Origin of the sequence: Vreelandella zhanjiangensis DSM 21076 (assembly GCF_000377665.1) — a bacterium.
In the GTDB taxonomy this organism is placed as follows: domain Bacteria; phylum Pseudomonadota; class Gammaproteobacteria; order Pseudomonadales; family Halomonadaceae; genus Vreelandella; species Vreelandella zhanjiangensis.
In genome coordinates this window covers 824,712-841,943 of the sequence record NZ_KB898646.1, presented here as the reverse complement: position 1 = coordinate 841,943, position 17,232 = coordinate 824,712, and the positions used below count along the sequence as shown (strand labels likewise).

Below are 17,232 nucleotides of genomic sequence, written 5' to 3'. Positions count from 1 at the left end.
CGATTTTTACCATGGTGATTATGCTGGTTTTAGTTACCAGTGTTATGACATTTTAGATATCAGTCACTTAACTCACTTTGAGCTTGCTGGGCGTCATGATTGCATCCAAAAAAATAAAACACCAGGGTGGGTTCCCTGGCGTCTATATAGTAAATAATTGATTGGTGTATTTATGGGAATGTCGAATCACGCCTCCATCACTTGGCTAATACGCTATTCCATTTCTTCATGGAACGCCTCAACCCTATCGACAATGGTACGTATCATGACCTCGTCGCGATAAGCGCGTTGGATAAACAGCGGCATGCCAGGCCAAAAGCTCACAAAGTCGAGCCATTCCCGCTCGCTGACCCATAGGCCACCCTGGCATTGAGGTATGTACTCCTCGGGTATTTTTCCCTTCAACAGCACCTCGATTTGGAACTTTGGCAGTTTGGTTTTGATTTCCAGCAGACCGTTAATGCCTACCAAGCTGTCAGGCGAGTAACCCACGTTGTGGTTTAGGATGATGCCCACTTCGTATGGTTTAGGTTCGCCAGTGGTATCGCAGTAGAGCGGACGGCAACGCCTTCCAGCGTATGCCAACGGCGGGTATGGGCGTTGCCTTGAAACGGCTCGGCCTGTTCCCCGGTAATTCGCCCCGGCACTCAACCCACCAGGGCCTTTACCCTTCACCAGCAAGACCTTGAGCTCAGACTTGGTGACAGGACCTAGCCGCGCCGTCAGCCACTCTGGGGTGCCTTGCTCCATAGTAAGCACTTGCATGGAAGCCTCCTGTCATAATTGGTAGCGCGTGGGTTACTTAACAGATCGCTTAGAAAGTGAGGCGCGTAGCTTGTCGAAGTCAGAGTGGGGGACTTGCAGGGCTGAACCGTACTTACCGCTGAACCATTCCTGGGTTGTCGTGGGGCATTGGCTAATCAGTCGTTGGATCTGTCCCGCCTGATAAGGGTGTCACTAGCTTGATGCTCGCTTTGGTATTGGTCTTGCCATAGCTGGTGGATGAGCCAAATGCCTGCACTGCGTTCTTGTTTCCGTTTATATCGGCAGGCAGCAGTGTTCTGGTTCAATAAAACCGGACACCGTTCCCACCGCTTTATTTTCATACCCGCGAAATTGAAAAATCAGCGACTAAGGATTCGTTAATAAAAAGGCAATTGTCGTTTGAGTTTTTTTCAATCGCTTAAAGTCACACAATCTTTTCCAGATTGTAGCTTTTAAGCTACAATGGCCATATGACTGAACTTACCCACTACCTTACCGCTGATGGCTATGACCCTTTTCAAGCCTGGCTGGATGCTACGAAGGCTAAAGATCGTCAAGCCACTATGCGGGTACTAACACGCCTTAACCGGCTGGCAGCGGGTAATGCAGGCGACACCAAGACAGTAGGTGATGGAGTATGGGAGCTACGCATTACCTATGGCCCTGGCTACCGCGTTTACTACGCCAAGGTAGGGGCGCGCTTGGTAATGTTATTAATAGGTGGTACCAAACAGCGCCAGCAGTCTGATATCGAACAGGCAAAAGCGTTTTTGGCCGACCACAAAAGGAGAGCACGTCATGAAAAGTCATGATGAAGCCGTTATTGAGATGCTGCGCACTGACCCCGGTATGGCTCTGGACTACCTGCGAACAGCGTTTGATGAGCTGGACGAAGAGGGGGGGGAGTCAGCCTTCCTAATGGCGCTACGTCATGTCGTTGAAGCTCAAGGCGGCATGGCGCTGGTAGCAGAACGTGCCAAGGTATCACGCGAAAGCCTTTACCGCGCATTATCCCCCAAGGGCAACCCAACACTACGAACTATGACCGCGGTGATTAAAGCCACAGGCGTTAACTTTCACGATCTTACTCATCAAGCGCCAGCAAGCTAACATCACCAAAAAGACGTGCATAGCGTCGCATCGAAGCGCACACAAGCACCAATATTTATGCTGGGTGGGATGTTGGGTGAAAATATAACTACATTATAAGTTGTTGAATTTAAAACACCGTTGTCAGACTGCTCATCAGCCACTTATCTCGAAAAGCCCCTGGTTTATCAGGGGCTTTTTTCGTTTCTAGGCCCTGCGCTTCTTTCCCAATACCTCCTCTATAGAATGCACCGGTCTTTTATTGTGCCCAGAATGTGTCTGAGAATGCTCGATCATCGTCTGGCGCAGTGAGAAGCGCCAGTAAATAGCTACTTGATTAATAGGAGCATACATAGAGTCACTCCTTGCACTCATTTTTATTATTTACTATCAAGCATCAAGAGCAGTCTTGTATGCCAGCGCTGGCTTAGCACGACGTATTAATAGATCACTTTTATTAATTAAGCAGCCTGGAGAGCTGCGTAACACCACTGAGTGTTTCAATACCAGCCATCTTTAACTAGGTTTTCTAAAAGCTCTTTTTTTAGCTAAAAGCTCGGCTTCTTTGTCGAGCCGCGCATAGTTTTTGAGCGCTTGTTTCTACATTTCTTCAAAAAATAGTCGCAGTGATCAATAGAACTTATTTACCTAAATTCAAGCAGTACTAGGTAGTGAGGAGCTAGAAAAAATGAATCCGACCTATATCAATAGCATTGCCTGTGCTGTCCCAGACTTTGATATACATAGCAAGTTTATCGATTACGCCCCGCGGCTTTTGCCGGATACGCGTTCAGTCAAAGTGTTCCAGCGGATGGCTGAGCGCTCACAGATAGAGCATAGGTATTCGTTTCTTCAGCCTCATGAAGATGACGATAAGCTGGATACGGCAGGTTTTTATCAAAATGAGGCTTTTCCCAGCACTCAGGCACGCATGAAATTTTATGAACGCTTCGCTTTCATTTTGGCAAAGCGAACCCTAGACCAGCTTGATCTAACCGGCACCACTCATTTAATTACCACAACCTGCACTGGTTTCTATGCGCCGGGGTTGGATTATCAATTGATCAAACATTACGGATTGCCTGCGGGTATTGAACGCACCACCGTTGGCTTTATGGGCTGTTACGCCGCGATCAACGCGCTCAAGCTGGCTCGGCATATTGTTCGCTCGGAGCCACATGCCAAGGTGCTGATGCTCAACCTTGAACTCTGCACGTTGCATCTCAAGCCTGCGGGAACGCTCGAAGAGATTTTATCGTTCGCTATTTTTTCTGACGGCTGTGCGGCAAGTATCGTGTCGGCAAATCCAGTTGGCCTTGAAATACAAAGTTTTAACTCGGATGTGCTGCCAGAAACCGAAGCGTTAATTACCTGGCATATCGGCGACCAAGGTTTTGATATGCACTTATCCGGCAAGGTGCCGGGTGCCATCGCCAACAACCTTCCGCTTGTAATGAATACGCTGCTGGACGGCGCTACGCACAGTGATATTGCGCTCTGGGCCATTCACCCCGGTGGGCGTACAGTGCTGGATGCCGTAAGGGCAGGCGCAGAGCTTGAAGAGCGAGCGCTTATAGAGTCGCGAGAGGTGCTTAGGAAGTTCGGCAATATGTCCTCGGCCACTATCATGTTCGTGCTTCAGGAGATGTTGAATAACCCAAGAAAATCAGGGCCCGGCTTGGCAATGGCGTTTGGCCCTGGCCTTACGGTTGAAAGTATGCGATTCGTTCTTTAGGGATAAAGAAGCTATGCCGGATTTCAGTCAACGCAGCGATGAGAAGGAACTCATGGATGATGCCGATATCTCGTTTGAAGAATTTCATGATTGCCTTGAAGGCCTTGAGCGTATCAATCATCTCACGCTGGCCTATCGTCCCACCCTGCAATGGCTTCGCCCTTGGGTAGAAAACCATAAACGTCTTTTTGTGCTAGATGTGGCCAGTGGCGGTGGGGACATGCTGCGCCAGATTGCCCAGCAGTGGCCTGCTCGTGTTACGCCGAATTCCGGTTACCGTATGGTCGGTGTTGACCTGAATCCATGGTCAAAAAAGTCCGCTGAATCCTGGTTGCAGCCTCCTGCTATACGTTATGAAACTGCAAATGTGTTTGCTTTCGAACCCGATGAGCCCATCGATCTCGTTATATCTTCATTATTTACTCATCACCTTAGCGATAGCCAAATCGTGGATTTTCTGCGCTGGATGGACGGCCACGCGAGTAAAGGGTGGTTTATTAACGATCTGCATCGGCATCCCATTCCCTATTATTTTATCAAAGCGGCCACCGCGCTCTTCAGCCGTAATCGATTAATCCGAAATGACGCCGCTGTGTCAGTGGCACGTGCTTTAACGGTGGTCGATTGGCGGCGCCTAATTGATGAAGCGGGGCTTGATGGGAATGTGCAAGTTCAGTGGTTTTTTCCTTTCCGCTTGTGCGTCTCCTGTAACAAGGAAGCACCGATCCAATGAGCGATGAAACGGTAATCATAGGTGGCGGGCCCGCAGGGTCGGCAGCGGCGATTAAATTAGCTAGGCAAGGCATGCCGGTGCGCCTTCTGGAGCGCAAACCGGGCCCGCATCATAAAGTTTGCGGCGAATTTATCAGCTATGAAGCCGCCCAATACCTAGAAGAGCTTGGGTTGAATATAGCGGCGTTAGGGGCTGAGCCTATTCGTCATGTGCGATTTTATAATGGCGAAAGCGAGCTCATCTTCGACTTACCGTTTACTGCATGGAGCCTTTCACGGCGCCTGCTGGATTCGGCTTTGTTAGAGCAGGCTGAACGTGCGGGTGCAAACGTTGCGCTAGGTACGGCAGTCAAGCAGTTATCTCGCACTGATGATGGCTGGAGATTGGTTGCCAGTAGCCAGTCGAGTGTAAGGCCAGCCAGCATGGAGTTTTCAGCAAAAACGGTGTTTCTGGCCAGTGGAAAGCATGAACTGCGCCATTGGAAACGTAATGTAAAAGCGTCCCATCGCCATAACATGATTGGCCTTAAGATGCACTTTAGCCCCAGCGCATTGCATCAGGATCAATGGCGGAACACCGTTGAAATTCATTTGTTCAATGGCGGTTACGCTGGCCTGGAGCCGGTAGAAAAAAATAGGGTCAATCTCTGTTTTTTAATCAGCCAGGACATATACAAAGCCTGTGGCGGTAGTTGGTTGGGAATACTCGACTGGCTTAGCCGTACCTCATCCCATATGAAACAGCGCCTCGCCACGTTAATGCCCTGCTGGTGTGAACCCTTGGCTGTCTCCGGGATTCCTTATGGGTATATCCATTCACCCGATGATGCAGTGCCCAACCTGTTCTCGCTGGGGGACCAGGCAGCGGTGATCCCATCGTTTGCAGGCGATGGAATTGCCATTGCCTTGCACACCGCTTTACTTGCCGCCCACATTCACGCTTCTGGTGGCGATTCAAGAACATACCAACGCCTGGCCTTTAACGATTTAACCCAACCAGTACGGGATGCCGAACGGCTTGCCGGTGTGCTGTCCCATCGCTTGGGACGCAAGACGGCCTTCGTTTGCGCACGGCTATGGCCGGGGCTAACGCGTGAAATGATACATCGGACGCGGGTTGGCCAATCCAATCGTATGCAATAAGAGCCTCAGACAAAGGAGTGATACATGTTTGATTGGAATTTGTGGCGCTCATGGGAAGAGTGGGTATCTCAACCTATCTTTTTGAACTTCGTCTTAGTCATCGGCATCGCTATTGTCAGCTACTTTGCGCTGCGAATGCTGATGAGCTCAATTATTGCTCGCCTTACCCGCTGGTTAACACACAGGAAAGGGCGCCTGAGCCATTATGGTATCGAAGTGTTCAAGCATACCAGTCGCCTGCTTATTGCCGCGATGGCCTTACAAATTGGCTTGGCCGTCGTTGATTTGGGGCCGGAATGGGAAGATCGAGTCAGCCATTTATGGTTTTTGGTGCTGGCGCTGCAGTTCGGTTTATGGGTTGGCGCTGCTATTACGTTATGGAAAGAAGAAACCATCAGTGACAAGGCTGGCCAGGATAATCAGCTCACTGTGACTATGGTCGCGCTGACGTTTCGCATCATCCTTTGGGCCGTTGTGCTGTTGTCGATTCTAGCCAACCTGGGCATCAACATTACCGCGTTTGTAGCAAGCTTGGGGATTGGGGGAATAGCGATTGCTCTTGCCGTGCAGGCACTGCTGAGTGACTTGTTCGCTTCTGCATCAATTGGGGTTGATAAGCCGTTTACCACGGGCAACTTTATTGTCTTCGATGATATTGCCGGAACGATTGAATATATTGGCCTGAAAACCACGCGTATCCGTAGCTTGAGCGGTGAGCAGATCATTTGTTCGAATACCAAACTGCTCCAGCAAACCCTGCATAATTACAGCAGGATGCGTGAGCGGCGGGTAGTTTTCAGTATGGCTATCTCGTTTCGAACGCCAATCGATAAGGTGCGTGAGGTCCCGCCGCTGATCAAGCAAGTAATCGAGTCAATAAATCAGACCCGCTTCGATCGTGCGCATTTAAGTGCGTTTGCTGATTACGCGTTGAAATTTGAAGTCGTCTATTTCGTGTTGAGCGCGGACTTCAACGTGTATATGGATATCCAGCAAGCGATTAACTTTTCCCTGCTCGAAGAATTGGATAAACGCGATATCAAATTTGCCATGCCGGTACGCGCTCTTGAGTTTCTCGATGAGGTTCCTCTGCCTGAAGGCAGTGGACCAAGTGAGGACCCCGCCATTTCCCAGGCGGGGCATAATATTTAGTGATCGAAAGTGTTGTCGGAGCGGTGCATCGGTGAATTGCGTGGTGTGGGGCGCGGCCGATTCGATGAACGTCTTGGTGTGCTATCTCCCCGGTACTTGTTCCAAGCGTTCTTGGCTTTCTGACGATTGGCTGGCTTGCGAAGCCAATTTATAAGCGCCAACAGGATCCATTTCCTCATACGAACCTCCTAGTTCTTGATGATGAGATGTGCACGCATGTTTACCTTGAAACTATAGCCTAGCTACCCGAGATGGGTTAAATACTCTACTCGCTTTTTTGGCGCTCGGTCTTTCACCGAGTGCCTTTTGGCCTTATAAGGTGCATTAGGGCGGCTACAGGGCAAGGATTGGCGTTCGCTTTGAGCTAAAGACTGCTGACAATATTGCCTTATTGAGAGAGGCTATACGATTTTTAAGTTGGTTAGCTGATTCGCTTGGTGTGCGACCTCAATTTTTAACTTAGCGTTTTCAGCGGCGAGTAATTTATTTTCAGCCACTAGCTCGTATTTCTCAGCTTCTAGAAGCTCTAGCCGTCTAATTAATTGATTAATAACCAGTCGGCGATAAATAGCTGAAAATTCTACTCCGGTACCTTGGTGAACAGCAATCATGGTTTTTCTCCATCATGCTGAGGGAGCTCAGCGTGCAATATTCCACTACTATATGCTCTATAAAATTATTTTTTGTATGAATGTTCTTAAGCCCAAGGAATGATTTGAGTAGTATTTAGACTTTTCAATAATCTTAGAAAGCTAATGATTAATAAAACAAAAGTTAAGAATTGCAGCTTTTATTCATTTAATATTATCTTTGAACTTATCTGTTTATCCGATACCTAATGGATATGCTAAGTAAGGAGGACTGCTATGAAACATCCTATAACATGTCAAAAATGCGGTCATGAGTATGTGCCTGAAGCTGAGGCCGAAGTTCCCCATGACCATCCGTGCAGCTCATGTGGCGCCGAACTGTATGAAGGGGAGCCTCGATCCGCTGAGGATGATTCCAGTGAAGATGAGCATCCCATTGAAAAGGGGCTACGAAAATTTACCGATGGAATAACCGGTGATAAGCATGATGTGTGATTAATCCTCCTGTGACCTAACTATTACCGTTGCCAGCCCTTTAGGGCTGGCATTTTTCATTTAGATGTCAGCTTAGTGCAGTAATCAGTAATATCACCCTGGTACTTATACTATGTTACTTACAAGCCAAAGTTAAGCTGGCAATCTTTACTCACTGGGCAAGGAAGTTCAGCAAGGAATAGAGAGTTAGGATGACTCCCTAAGGATAGGCAGGCAGGACGCTTGCAATGTGTACAAGGATGCTACGTTAAAGCCCGGCCTCTGGTCGGGCTTCTTGTTATAGGGTATTTGGCTTACATAACTTTTAGCTAAATTGAAGTGATTTTGGTTACATTATTAAATTTTTGATTCAACTATGTAATATATAATAATGTTTTCAGAGGCGAGGTTAAATGTCCTGGGTTAAGTTTGGGTCTGCCTTTTCAAGATGTAAATAATTGGCATCAAAATCACTAAATTCTTTCATTCTATTCCAATCGTGTATTTTGAGAAATTTATTTTCCCAAGTAATCAATCCTTCTTGACGCAGTTTGCTTATAACTCTACTCGTATGAACGGGTGTGATACCCATAGCTTCGCCAACTTGTTGCTGGGTAAGGGGCATAATAAAACCATGATCAGCGGTTAAACCGGCTGCACGGGAACGGACAAGCAGCTCGCAAAACAAATGCCCCATGCGCTGGTGAGCTTGTCGGCTTGCGATATTGACTATCCATTCACGTAAGGTTGATTCATCTACCAGCATGGACCAGAAAAAGGCGCGTGCAAGCCTGGGGTGCGATACGTACATTTCTTCAATTTTATGCTGAGGAATCGACGTGAATTTTGAGGGAATGACAGCACATATTGAATGATCCATCCGGTCTATGAGCGTAATGTGAACATCACAGGCATCACCGGGAATTAAAAAGCTTAGTGCCTGATACTTACCCGCGTCGGTGATTTTATACCGGGTGGCCCAGCCCTCAAGCAGAATGTTAACTTCATAAGGCTTATCTGATTCTTGTATAAGGTCTTCTGATTTTTTAAGGATGCGAACAGGCGTTATATAACTTTCTAAAGCTTTAACTTCTTCAGAAGTGCAGGGTTGGAAATTTTCTAATTTTTTTATGAGGTTTCTGAGCAAGGGAACCTCCCAGTAAATAAATATTTTTATTTATTGTAGTATTCATAGGATAAAAACGATACGTATTAATAGATTAATTTTATTACTTTGATTGGTATTAGCTATTAGTCTGCTTATCTATTCTTTCTATTTGTAATTTTTGTTATCTTTTTTTTATTCGTTAAGAATTTTATAGCGCTTTTTTGTATGCTAAGAAACGCGCGCATCGCATAACAATAATTAACAAGGAGCGTTATGAAGTTGACCTTATCTGATATCAATATCTATACCTATAGGCCAGTCAACATTTATAGATAAGTGATGATCTAAGGCGAAATTTTGCCATGGAGGCTTGAATGAGTAAGCAGCTGGTAGGTGATTTTCTGGTTCAACGATTAGGTGAGTGGGGCGTTAAACGTATTTTTGGCTATTCGGGAGATGGCAGTAACGGCATCATGGGGGCGTTGAACCGGGCGGGTGACCAGTTTGAGTTCGTGCAGGCCCGCCATGAGGAAATGGCCGCTTTCATGGCGTGCGCACATGCTAAGTTTACCGGAGAGGTCGGCGTCTGTACCGCGACATCAGGACCGGGAGCCATTCACCTGCTCAATGGTCTTTATGACGCCAAGAAAGATCATCAGCCAGTTGTCGCTATCGTTGGTCAGCAGGCGCGCGCTGCCTTGGGTGGTGAATACCAGCAGGAAGTTGACCTGGTTTCATTATTTAAAGATGTGGCTCATGAATTCGTGCATATGGCGACCAGCCCAGCGCAGATTCGCCATCTTGTTGACCGCGCCATACGTATTGCCTTAGCCGAGCGTACCGTAACGGTTATCATTATTCCCAATGATCTTCAGTCCCAGCCAGCGGTTGAAAAGCCTCCTCATGCTCACGGCACGGTACATTCGGGCGTGGGCTACTCAACGCCGCGCACGATACCGCATGACGATGACCTTCGCCAGGCAGCTCAGGTACTCAACGAAGGCGAAAGGGTAGCGATTCTGGTGGGCGCTGGGGCGCTGAATGCGACCGATGAGGTTATCCAGGTAGCTGAAAGGCTGGGAGCCGGTGTTGCTAAAGCGCTGCTGGGGCTTGCAGTGCTTCCCGATGACTTACCCTTCGTTACCGGCTCTATCGGGTTATTGGGTACCAATCCAAGCTGGGAGTTGATGACCAACTGCGACACGCTATTGATGGTTGGTTCAAGCTTCCCCTATTCGGAATTCTTACCGGAAGAAGGCCAGGCACGAGGTGTGCAAATCGATATTGATGGACGCCAGGTAAGCATGCGTTACCCCATGGAGGTAAACCTAGTGGGAGATAGCGCGGCTACCTTACAGGCGCTGTTACCCTATTTGGAACAGAAAACCGATCGTGGCTGGCGTGAAGATATTGAAAAGAGCGTGGCCCAATGGCAGGAGGTGCTTGAGGAGCGTGCCATGGCGGCGGCTGAGCCGGTCAATCCGCAACGTGTTTTCTGGGAGCTGTCACCACGCCTGCCGGATAATTGCATTCTTACCAGTGATTCCGGTTCTGCTGCCAACTGGTACGCACGCGATCTCAAACTGCGTCGTGGCATGATGGCATCGCTTTCCGGTGGGCTTGCCACTATGGGGAATGGCGTCCCCTACGCGATAGCAGCCAAGTTCGCCTACCCCGAGAGGGTGGCTATTGCGCTGGTAGGAGATGGCGCCATGCAGATGAACGGTAATTCGGAGCTAATTACCGTTGCCAAGTATTGGCAGCAGTGGGCTGACCCGCGCTTGATCGTCATGGTGCTCAATAATCGGGACCTTAATCAGGTTACGTGGGAAATGCGTGTGATGGAAGGTGATCCGAAATATGAAGCCTCACAGGATCTTCCCGACTTTCCCTATGCCGAGTATGCCGAACTCATCGGGCTTAAAGGCATTAAGGTCAGCGACCCTGAGACGCTGGGGAATGCCTGGGATTTGGCTTTGAGTGCCGACCGTCCGGTAGTGCTGGAGGTGCTCACTGACCCTGATGTTCCGCCAATTCCGCCGCATATCAAACGCGAACAGGCAAAAGCCTATATGTCGGCGCTAATGCATGGCGATCCGGATGCTATAGGCATGATCAAAGCATCATTTCGACAGTTCGCCCGACAGATAACCCCCAAACTGCGCAAGCATTAAAACCTGCCGGCGAAGCCGCCTTTATCTGCAAGGCGGTATTTACAAGGCGGCATAGCCCAATAACATGAACGCCCTTAACGTGTAAAAGGAGAATCCTATGCCTTTAAAAGCTCTGGCTATCAATTGTACGCTTAAAGCATCGCCTGCAGAGTCCTCCTGTGATCGGCTTATATCCGAGACATTGGCAGAGCTTGCGCGCCATGGTGTTGTTGGTGAGCAGATTCGTGCCGCGGATTTCAATATCAAGCCTGGCGTGACATCTGATGAAGGTGAGGGAGACGAGTGGCCTAAAATACGCAAGCAGATTCTGGATGCTGATATATTCATTTTGGGTAGCCCCATCTGGTTAGGGCATCACTCGAGCATCTGCCAGCGTGTACTTGAACGGCTTGATGCTTTTCTTGAGGAAACGGATGATCAGGGACGAATGGTCTCTTACGGCCGTGTCGCGGGTGTGGCGGTAGTAGGTAATGAGGATGGTGCTCATCACATCGTCGCCGAACTCTTCCAGGGCTTGAACGACGTTGGTTTTACCATACCTGCGAATGCCTGTACCTATTGGGTGGGTGAAGCTATGCAGGGGGATGACTACAAGGATTTAGACCAAACACCTGAAACCACGCAGAGCGCGACGAAAGCGCTAGCACTTAACTGCACCCACTTGGCCACGTTATTAAAGCAAAGCCAGTATCCCGAGCAAGAGAGCTAGACCTGCTCGAAGATCCATTAAGGTTTCATTCATAGATATGTTTGTACGAACCTGTTTATACGAACCACTTTGTAAGAACCTGTTTGTATGGACCTACTTCCACGAGCTGAGCCGTACAGGGCGCTTAAATGCGTAATTTTATAGCTGAATATGCAGCAAGCTGGCTATACGCAGTTATTTTTGTTCTCAGCTAAGCTATAGGTGTGCATGGCATGATGCTCTGCATACAACAAGGAGTAATTTTAAATGGCATTTCCGAAACGATGTGCCCAGTGTGGCAGCGAAGATTTCCGTTTTCCCGATAATACCGATGAAAATGAAACTATCTACTGCAATTCCTGCAATGCCGTGGTGGGTGATAAGAAAGAACTAGCAAAAGAGGAGGTCGATGATGAAGGTGAGGGCGACCATCAAGTTGAGTCGCTGCTTAGATCGTTAAGTGGTAAGAAATAGTCGCATCGTTCTGTTTCTGCATTATTACCGTCCACCAGTCCGTGTTGTGTTAAGACTGGTGGATGTTCCTTCGGTGATAGACACCAAATTCATTTTAGCGTCTTTATGGAGCCTACTTTGTTACTAAACGGGTAGGCTATGTAGCTACTTAACCAGCATATTTTTCGTTAAGCTCATTCACTACTTCATCGGCTTCAGGCTTGGTCGCGCAGCGCTTACGCACCAAATCACCATCTCGTTGATCAGCGTCGCGCATATCTACTACCCACCATTCAGGCTGAGCATCAATTTCAATGCCTTCTTGAACTGCTCTGTAAACCATAAACATCGCCATTATCCTCTCCTTGGTTTGTCAATCCGGTTGATTAATCCTTTTATAACGTAGCTTATGAAGCACGGGTTGAGTACCGAGCCTGCAGCTAACCAGTCGATTTTAAAAAACTTCTTAACATGTATTAGGCGTCTGACTGCGAGCTTGGAAATAACTACCCGGCGGTGCTAGCTTAAAATGGAGCTGGCGGCTCATGGTCTATCGGGAGAGAAAGGTATGGATAACCACACGCAAGGCCTTACAGGCAATGGATTGGACGTTATCAACATTTTAACGACCGATCATCAAGAGATGTTGGAGTTATTAACCCAGGTAGAAAATACTAACGACCCCAAGCAGCGCCGGGATTTAATAGATACCGCGATTGCCGAAGTGATGCGTCATGCGGTAGCCGAGGAAATGTATGTTTACCCCGCCATGGAAAAACATATACCCAATGGCCATGATGAAGTTGAGCACGACAAGAAAGAGCATGATGAGTTGGTCAAGGTCATGAAAAAGCTAGAGGACGTTGATGCCTCTGATCCTTCTTTTATGACGCTGACCAAAGAGATGGAAAAACAGCTTCGCCATCACATCAATGATGAAGAATCCGACCAGTTTCCCAAGTTACGCACCCATATTTCTGGTAATGAGCTTATCAACTTGGGTGAGAAGGTCGACAATGCCAAGAAGCTGGCGCCGACACGCCCACATCCTAGCGCGCCTCATTCAGAGCTATTCCATAAGAGCGTTGGGCCTGGGGTAGGAATGATTGATAGGCTCCTGGATAAGCTTCAAGGGCGTCATACCGGTTAATACTTCCTAAGACTGAGAGCGCTTCTACAGCCCCATGGGTCATTTCCTGGGGCTTTTATATGTCTATTGTATTAATGGCAATGCCTCAGGTGGAGCGACGTTCTTTCCACTTAGCGCATTGAATTGTTAACCGTTATACGGCATAACAATGCGGCAGAAACTTCCTTTTCAGAGATTGACTATGTCGATGTTTTTTAAGCGTCTTAAAGAAGTGTCTTCGCCTACTATAGGGCTTGGTTGTATGAACCTGTCTCATGGTTATGGCCAGCAAGTGCCGGAGGCAGACGCCCTGCGTGCATTGCATGAAGCGTTTGAAATGGGATATCGACATTTTGATACGGCAACGCTGTATGGCGCCACGGCTAATGAACGCCTGCTTGGCAATGCCTTAAAAAATAAACGCCAAGAACTGTTATTGGCTAGTAAGTGCGGTTTGGCCATTGAGGCTGATAGTGGAAAGCGGGTCATTAAGGGGCGCCCGGAAATATTGCGCCAACAGTGTGAGGAAAGCCTTGCGCGTTTAAAGACCGATCATATCGATATCTATTACCTGCACCGGCTAGACCGCGACGTGCCTGTTGAAGAGAGCGTCGGCGCGTTAGGTAAGCTGGTCGATGAAGGCAAGATTGGCGGCGTGGGGCTATCTGAGGTGTCAGCACAGACTCTTCATAAAGCGCATAAAGAGTATTCGATAGCAGCAGTGCAGTCGGAGTACTCGCTCTGGACACGTAACCCTGAAATTGCGCTGATTGATGCCTGCCAAGAGCTTGATGTGGCTTTGGTGGCATTTAGCCCGCTTGGGCGTGGCTTTTTGACGGGTGCTATTCAGGCCGAGACGGTGTTTGGCGAAGGTGATATGCGGGCTAATATGCCCCGCTTTAACGCTGACAATTTGCCGAAGAACTTATCGACATTCTTACGCTTTCAGTCACTTGCCCAATCGCTTGAAGTTACTCCTGCTCAATTGGCACTGGCCTGGGTAAAAGCCCAAGGTAGCCATATCGTTCCTATCCCCGGGACTTGCTCAGTCGCCCATATGCGTGAAAATCTGGCAGCTGATAGTCTGACGCTAGACAATAACCTCCTCAGTGAGCTTAATTCGATGATGACGCCTGATCAAATAGCAGGGGAGCGCTATAGCACGGCGCAGCAAGTGGATATCGATACTGAGGAATTTAACCAGTAAGCAAAAGCGTTAGGCCGCTATTTTAATTGCATGATTTGGCTAGTGCAGCTATTGCTTTCAGCAACCTTTGAGCTAGCATTCAGCAAAAGGCTGGCTATCGCCAGCCTGGTTCAGGAAAGCCGACATGATCAAAGGTTTTATCATCTGTTTTGCAGTGCTCTTTATACAGCTCGCAGTACTGCATGTCGTTGATGCCAGGTTATACGCCTCGCAGGATATTCGGCACACCGCGAGTACAGTGGTTACTCCGGCGAAAAATGATGACGAAGAAATAGAAAGCTAAAACGCCCCACTGTCGATGAGAACCATCGCCAGTGGGGCGTTGCTTTACTGTAATACCATTATTCAAATACGCTGTTTAGCCATTGAGTAAACGAGGCCCAGGAGCGCTCGTCCGCTTGCGCTTGGTAGCGGTCACTGCCGAATACGCTGAAGGCATGGGGTGCGCCTGAATAAATATTCACTTCATACGCTATTTCAGCTGCTTCTAACGTTTCCATGAGCGTAGTAACTTCTTCAAGACTGACGCTTTCATCGGCACCCCCATGCGCAATAAAAATCGGCGGCGTGGCTTGTGGGTAGTCTTGCCCTTCAGGCGTGGCTAGCCCGCCATGAAAGCTTGAGTAGGCTATAACATCATCCGCCTCGCCAGAGCGGGCTGTTTCAAGCGCAACGGCACCTCCAAAGCAGTAGCCGAGCAATACGGTTGATTCGGCAGCGCCTTGCTCCCGGGCCTGGGTTAAGCCTGCCAGGGTTAATTCACGCATTCGCGCTCTGTCTTCATAAAGCTGGCTGGTAGCCGCTTGTTTGTCTTCGATTGCCTGGGGGCGATTTCCGGCCCCGAAAAGGTCAATAGCAAACGCGTCATAACCTTCATTGGCCAGCATATCGGCTCGCTGGCGCTCATAATCGTCCACGCCATCCCAGTCATGAATAATAAGTACCGTGCCTTTTGATTCGTTAACGGCTGAAACGTAATAGCCTTCAAACGCTTCATCATTAACTGTATAAGCAATATCTTCACCCATAGGCGAGAAGGCAAACGCATTTGCGGCGTAACAAGTCAGTACCAAAGATGAGAGAGAAAGTGTTTTAATCATTGTCAAAGTATCTCCGTCAGTCGAAAAAATAAGCATAGCTGACTATCCTTTCGTTAGAAAAAGGTTGGGTACTTTAGTTTCGGTACGATAAGGGCTTGCGTCTGGAACTTGGTGACGGCATGCTGGTCTATTGTAAGCAACATTATTTGGGGAGCATTAAGAGATGGCTTATAACGACCTGAACACGGCACATACGCGATCAAGCGGTGTTGCCAACAGCGTAAGCACCAACAAAGTGCTACGTAACACTTACGCATTACTCGCAATGACACTGCTTTTCTCCGCAGTGATGGCAGGCGCATCCGTTGCAATGGGCGTCCAACAAATGAACATATTTGTGTTCTTTATTGGTGCTTATGGCTTGATGTTCCTGGTGCATAAAACGGCTAACTCAGCTGCTGGCTTACTGGCAACGTTTGCCTTTACCGGTTTTATGGGCTTTACCCTAGGCCCGATCATTTCAGCCTATTTAACGCTGCCTAACGGCGGTGCGCTGATCATGAATGCATTGGCGATGACAGGCCTTACGTTCTTCGGCCTTTCCGCAGTGGCTTTAACCACGAAAAAAGATTTCAGCTTCCTGGGTAACTTCCTGCTGGCTGGCGCGATCGTTTTGATCCTGGCCATGGTCGCTGGTTTAATCTTCAACATCCCGGCACTTTCATTGATGGTATCGGCGGGTTTTGTTCTGTTCGCATCAGCTGCGATTCTTTACCAGACCAGTGAGATCATTCACCGCGCCGGTGAAACGAACTACATTTTGGCTACTGTGACGCTGTATGTCTCTATCTATAACTTGTTTGTAAGCCTGCTGTCTATCTTGGGTATTATGAGCAACGACTAATTGCGATTAGTGGTTAGTAAACGGGCAGACCCTACTTGTAGGGTCTGTCTTTTTTTGGCTACCGGATTCGGATTTAACGCAATGGAGTATGGTTTATTGGTAATGGGTGCGCCGTATACCAGTCAAGCACCTCACTCTGCTTTGCGCTTTGCTCAAGCAGTCATCGCTCAAGGGCACCGTTTGGCAGGGGTGTTCTTTTATCACGAAGGTGTCCATAACGCCTCTTCTCTTATGACTCCCCCACAGGATGAACTTAACCTGCGTGATGCGTGGGTTGAGCTCCATCACTTGCACAACGTTGCGCTGGATGTATGCATTGCTGCAGCCCTCAGGCGCGGGCTTCTAAGCGAAGCAGAAGCGCAGCGCCACGGCAAAACATCGTTTAATCTGGAAGCACCTTTTGAATTAACGGGGCTTGGCCAGCTGCTCACCTTGCAGAAGCGCTGTGATCGGCTCATCACGTTTGCTTAAGAGGGCATAATGACTGATTCAGAAAATTTGCTGGTGATAATTCGGCATGCGCCTTATAGCTCTAATTTGCTCCGCGAGGGTCTAGATGCGGCGCTGGTGGCCGCCGCTTTTGGCCAACCTGTCGATTTACTGTTTCTGGGGCAGGGTATAATGGCGCTGTTAAAAGAGCAGGGCAGCGGAGCACCAGGGCAAAAAGCCAGCTTACCTACCATGGATATGCTGGAAATGTACGATATTGAGAACCTGTGGACCTCTGAGGCCTCTTTGGCGGCCATTGGCGTACCTTCAGCTGCACTGCGTGATAATGTGCGTCTGTTGGAGCCTGAGGCTATGTCTGCGTTTATGCAGCAATATTCGCACATACTTAATTTTTAGCGG

21 protein-coding genes are annotated in these 17,232 nt (G+C 48.5%); 16 read left to right on the top strand and 5 right to left on the bottom strand.

What is annotated here, in order from left to right:
* Window positions 1-213: 213 nt before the first annotated feature.
* Complete coding sequence (locus D467_RS19015) at window positions 214-765, bottom strand: YqaJ viral recombinase family protein (protein ID WP_155826422.1); 552 nt, start codon at window positions 763-765, stop codon at window positions 214-216.
* 470 nt (window positions 766-1,235) lie between these two features.
* On the opposite strand from D467_RS19015, the gene D467_RS0103785 reads away from it, so the two are divergent.
* From D467_RS0103785 to D467_RS0103755, 6 genes are all read left to right on the top strand, one after another.
* Complete coding sequence (locus D467_RS0103785; protein WP_018916180.1) at window positions 1,236-1,577, top strand: type II toxin-antitoxin system RelE/ParE family toxin; 342 nt, start codon at window positions 1,236-1,238, stop codon at window positions 1,575-1,577.
* The gene (locus tag D467_RS0103780) at window positions 1,564-1,875 is read left to right on the top strand and encodes an addiction module antidote protein (RefSeq protein WP_018916179.1); all 312 of its coding nucleotides are present in this window, start codon (window positions 1,564-1,566) and stop codon (window positions 1,873-1,875) included. The genes D467_RS0103785 and D467_RS0103780 overlap by 14 nt, the downstream gene beginning before the upstream one ends.
* 667 nt (window positions 1,876-2,542) lie before the next feature.
* Window positions 2,543-3,589, top strand: a complete 1,047-nt coding sequence (locus tag D467_RS0103770; protein ID WP_018916177.1) for a type III polyketide synthase — start codon at window positions 2,543-2,545, stop codon at window positions 3,587-3,589.
* 13 nt (window positions 3,590-3,602) lie between these two features.
* A complete protein-coding gene (locus D467_RS0103765; RefSeq protein WP_018916176.1) occupies window positions 3,603-4,322 on the top strand; it encodes a methyltransferase domain-containing protein in 720 nt (239 codons plus the stop codon).
* The gene (locus D467_RS0103760; RefSeq protein ID WP_018916175.1) at window positions 4,319-5,464 is read left to right on the top strand and encodes an NAD(P)/FAD-dependent oxidoreductase; all 1,146 of its coding nucleotides are present in this window, start codon (window positions 4,319-4,321) and stop codon (window positions 5,462-5,464) included. Before D467_RS0103765 ends, D467_RS0103760 begins: the two co-directional genes overlap by 4 nt.
* A gap of 24 nt (window positions 5,465-5,488) precedes the next feature.
* Window positions 5,489-6,616, top strand: a complete 1,128-nt coding sequence (locus tag D467_RS0103755; protein WP_018916174.1) for a mechanosensitive ion channel family protein — start codon at window positions 5,489-5,491, stop codon at window positions 6,614-6,616.
* 401 nt (window positions 6,617-7,017) lie between these two features.
* Here D467_RS0103755 and D467_RS0103750 read toward each other — a convergent pair whose 3' ends face one another.
* Window positions 7,018-7,227 (bottom strand): hypothetical protein, encoded by a 210-nt coding sequence (locus tag D467_RS0103750; protein WP_018916173.1) that lies wholly within the window; start codon window positions 7,225-7,227, stop codon window positions 7,018-7,020.
* 255 nt (window positions 7,228-7,482) lie between these two features.
* On the opposite strand from D467_RS0103750, the gene D467_RS0103745 reads away from it, so the two are divergent.
* Complete coding sequence (locus tag D467_RS0103745) at window positions 7,483-7,701, top strand: hypothetical protein (protein WP_018916172.1); 219 nt, start codon at window positions 7,483-7,485, stop codon at window positions 7,699-7,701.
* A gap of 388 nt (window positions 7,702-8,089) precedes the next feature.
* Here D467_RS0103745 and D467_RS20055 read toward each other — a convergent pair whose 3' ends face one another.
* The gene (locus D467_RS20055) at window positions 8,090-8,827 is read right to left on the bottom strand and encodes a Crp/Fnr family transcriptional regulator (RefSeq protein ID WP_018916171.1); all 738 of its coding nucleotides are present in this window, start codon (window positions 8,825-8,827) and stop codon (window positions 8,090-8,092) included.
* A 335-nt stretch (window positions 8,828-9,162) separates the two neighbouring features.
* Between D467_RS20055 and D467_RS0103735 the strand changes: the two genes are divergently transcribed.
* From D467_RS0103735 to D467_RS0103725, 3 genes are all read left to right on the top strand, one after another.
* Window positions 9,163-10,962: a thiamine pyrophosphate-requiring protein gene (locus tag D467_RS0103735; RefSeq protein WP_018916170.1), complete on the top strand. Its 1,800-nt coding sequence runs from the start codon at window positions 9,163-9,165 to the stop codon at window positions 10,960-10,962.
* A 97-nt stretch (window positions 10,963-11,059) separates the two neighbouring features.
* Window positions 11,060-11,671 (top strand): flavodoxin family protein, encoded by a 612-nt coding sequence (locus tag D467_RS0103730; RefSeq protein ID WP_018916169.1) that lies wholly within the window; start codon window positions 11,060-11,062, stop codon window positions 11,669-11,671.
* 246 nt (window positions 11,672-11,917) lie between these two features.
* Window positions 11,918-12,124 carry a hypothetical protein gene (locus tag D467_RS0103725; protein WP_018916168.1) on the top strand — a complete coding sequence of 69 codons (207 nt, stop codon included), beginning with the start codon at window positions 11,918-11,920 and terminating at the stop codon, window positions 12,122-12,124.
* 148 nt (window positions 12,125-12,272) lie between these two features.
* Here the strand turns inward: D467_RS0103725 and D467_RS0103720 are convergent, their stop codons facing one another.
* The gene (locus D467_RS0103720) at window positions 12,273-12,458 is read right to left on the bottom strand and encodes a hypothetical protein (RefSeq protein ID WP_018916167.1); all 186 of its coding nucleotides are present in this window, start codon (window positions 12,456-12,458) and stop codon (window positions 12,273-12,275) included.
* Between the two features lie 213 nt (window positions 12,459-12,671).
* On the opposite strand from D467_RS0103720, the gene D467_RS0103715 reads away from it, so the two are divergent.
* From D467_RS0103715 to D467_RS19915, 3 genes are all read left to right on the top strand, one after another.
* Window positions 12,672-13,253 carry a hemerythrin domain-containing protein gene (locus D467_RS0103715; protein ID WP_018916166.1) on the top strand — a complete coding sequence of 194 codons (582 nt, stop codon included), beginning with the start codon at window positions 12,672-12,674 and terminating at the stop codon, window positions 13,251-13,253.
* Between the two features lie 181 nt (window positions 13,254-13,434).
* A complete protein-coding gene (locus tag D467_RS0103710) occupies window positions 13,435-14,439 on the top strand; it encodes an aldo/keto reductase (protein WP_026285600.1) in 1,005 nt (334 codons plus the stop codon).
* Window positions 14,440-14,563: 124 nt separating this feature from the next.
* Window positions 14,564-14,722, top strand: a complete 159-nt coding sequence (locus tag D467_RS19915) for a hypothetical protein (protein WP_018916164.1) — start codon at window positions 14,564-14,566, stop codon at window positions 14,720-14,722.
* 58 nt (window positions 14,723-14,780) lie between these two features.
* Here the strand turns inward: D467_RS19915 and D467_RS0103700 are convergent, their stop codons facing one another.
* The gene (locus D467_RS0103700) at window positions 14,781-15,539 is read right to left on the bottom strand and encodes a dienelactone hydrolase family protein (protein ID WP_040460095.1); all 759 of its coding nucleotides are present in this window, start codon (window positions 15,537-15,539) and stop codon (window positions 14,781-14,783) included.
* A gap of 163 nt (window positions 15,540-15,702) precedes the next feature.
* Here D467_RS0103700 and D467_RS0103695 point away from each other — a divergent pair, with 163 nt between their 5' ends.
* The 3 genes from D467_RS0103695 to tusC all read left to right on the top strand — a co-directional run bounded on the left by D467_RS0103695 (window position 15,703) and on the right by tusC (window position 17,229).
* Window positions 15,703-16,383 (top strand): Bax inhibitor-1/YccA family protein, encoded by a 681-nt coding sequence (locus tag D467_RS0103695; RefSeq protein ID WP_018916162.1) that lies wholly within the window; start codon window positions 15,703-15,705, stop codon window positions 16,381-16,383.
* An 81-nt stretch (window positions 16,384-16,464) separates the two neighbouring features.
* Entirely contained in the window at window positions 16,465-16,854 is a 390-nt protein-coding gene (gene tusD, locus D467_RS0103690) for a sulfurtransferase complex subunit TusD (RefSeq protein ID WP_018916161.1), read from the top strand.
* Between the two features lie 9 nt (window positions 16,855-16,863).
* A complete protein-coding gene (gene tusC / locus D467_RS0103685; protein WP_018916160.1) occupies window positions 16,864-17,229 on the top strand; it encodes a sulfurtransferase complex subunit TusC in 366 nt (121 codons plus the stop codon).
* Window positions 17,230-17,232 lie beyond the last annotated feature (3 nt).

Bases quoted from the DNA above. Each gene is read 5' to 3' on its own strand.
- D467_RS19015 (WP_155826422.1), bottom strand. From the start codon at position 765: ATGCAAGTGCTTACTATGGAGCAAGGCACCCCAGAGTGGCTGACGGCG.
- D467_RS0103785 (WP_018916180.1), top strand. From the start codon at position 1,236: ATGACTGAACTTACCCACTACCTTACCGCTGATGGCTATGACCCTTTT.
- D467_RS0103780 (WP_018916179.1), top strand. From the start codon at position 1,564: ATGAAAAGTCATGATGAAGCCGTTATTGAGATGCTGCGCACTGACCCC.
- D467_RS0103770 (WP_018916177.1), top strand. From the start codon at position 2,543: ATGAATCCGACCTATATCAATAGCATTGCCTGTGCTGTCCCAGACTTT.
- D467_RS0103765 (WP_018916176.1), top strand. From the start codon at position 3,603: ATGCCGGATTTCAGTCAACGCAGCGATGAGAAGGAACTCATGGATGAT.
- D467_RS0103760 (WP_018916175.1), top strand. From the start codon at position 4,319: ATGAGCGATGAAACGGTAATCATAGGTGGCGGGCCCGCAGGGTCGGCA.
- D467_RS0103755 (WP_018916174.1), top strand. From the start codon at position 5,489: ATGTTTGATTGGAATTTGTGGCGCTCATGGGAAGAGTGGGTATCTCAA.
- D467_RS0103750 (WP_018916173.1), bottom strand. From the start codon at position 7,227: ATGATTGCTGTTCACCAAGGTACCGGAGTAGAATTTTCAGCTATTTAT.
- D467_RS0103745 (WP_018916172.1), top strand. From the start codon at position 7,483: ATGAAACATCCTATAACATGTCAAAAATGCGGTCATGAGTATGTGCCT.
- D467_RS0103735 (WP_018916170.1), top strand. From the start codon at position 9,163: ATGAGTAAGCAGCTGGTAGGTGATTTTCTGGTTCAACGATTAGGTGAG.
- D467_RS0103730 (WP_018916169.1), top strand. From the start codon at position 11,060: ATGCCTTTAAAAGCTCTGGCTATCAATTGTACGCTTAAAGCATCGCCT.
- D467_RS0103725 (WP_018916168.1), top strand. From the start codon at position 11,918: ATGGCATTTCCGAAACGATGTGCCCAGTGTGGCAGCGAAGATTTCCGT.
- D467_RS0103720 (WP_018916167.1), bottom strand. From the start codon at position 12,458: ATGGCGATGTTTATGGTTTACAGAGCAGTTCAAGAAGGCATTGAAATT.
- D467_RS0103715 (WP_018916166.1), top strand. From the start codon at position 12,672: ATGGATAACCACACGCAAGGCCTTACAGGCAATGGATTGGACGTTATC.
- D467_RS0103710 (WP_026285600.1), top strand. From the start codon at position 13,435: ATGTCGATGTTTTTTAAGCGTCTTAAAGAAGTGTCTTCGCCTACTATA.
- D467_RS19915 (WP_018916164.1), top strand. From the start codon at position 14,564: ATGATCAAAGGTTTTATCATCTGTTTTGCAGTGCTCTTTATACAGCTC.
- D467_RS0103700 (WP_040460095.1), bottom strand. From the start codon at position 15,539: ATGATTAAAACACTTTCTCTCTCATCTTTGGTACTGACTTGTTACGCC.
- D467_RS0103695 (WP_018916162.1), top strand. From the start codon at position 15,703: ATGGCTTATAACGACCTGAACACGGCACATACGCGATCAAGCGGTGTT.
- tusD (WP_018916161.1), top strand. From the start codon at position 16,465: ATGGAGTATGGTTTATTGGTAATGGGTGCGCCGTATACCAGTCAAGCA.
- tusC (WP_018916160.1), top strand. From the start codon at position 16,864: ATGACTGATTCAGAAAATTTGCTGGTGATAATTCGGCATGCGCCTTAT.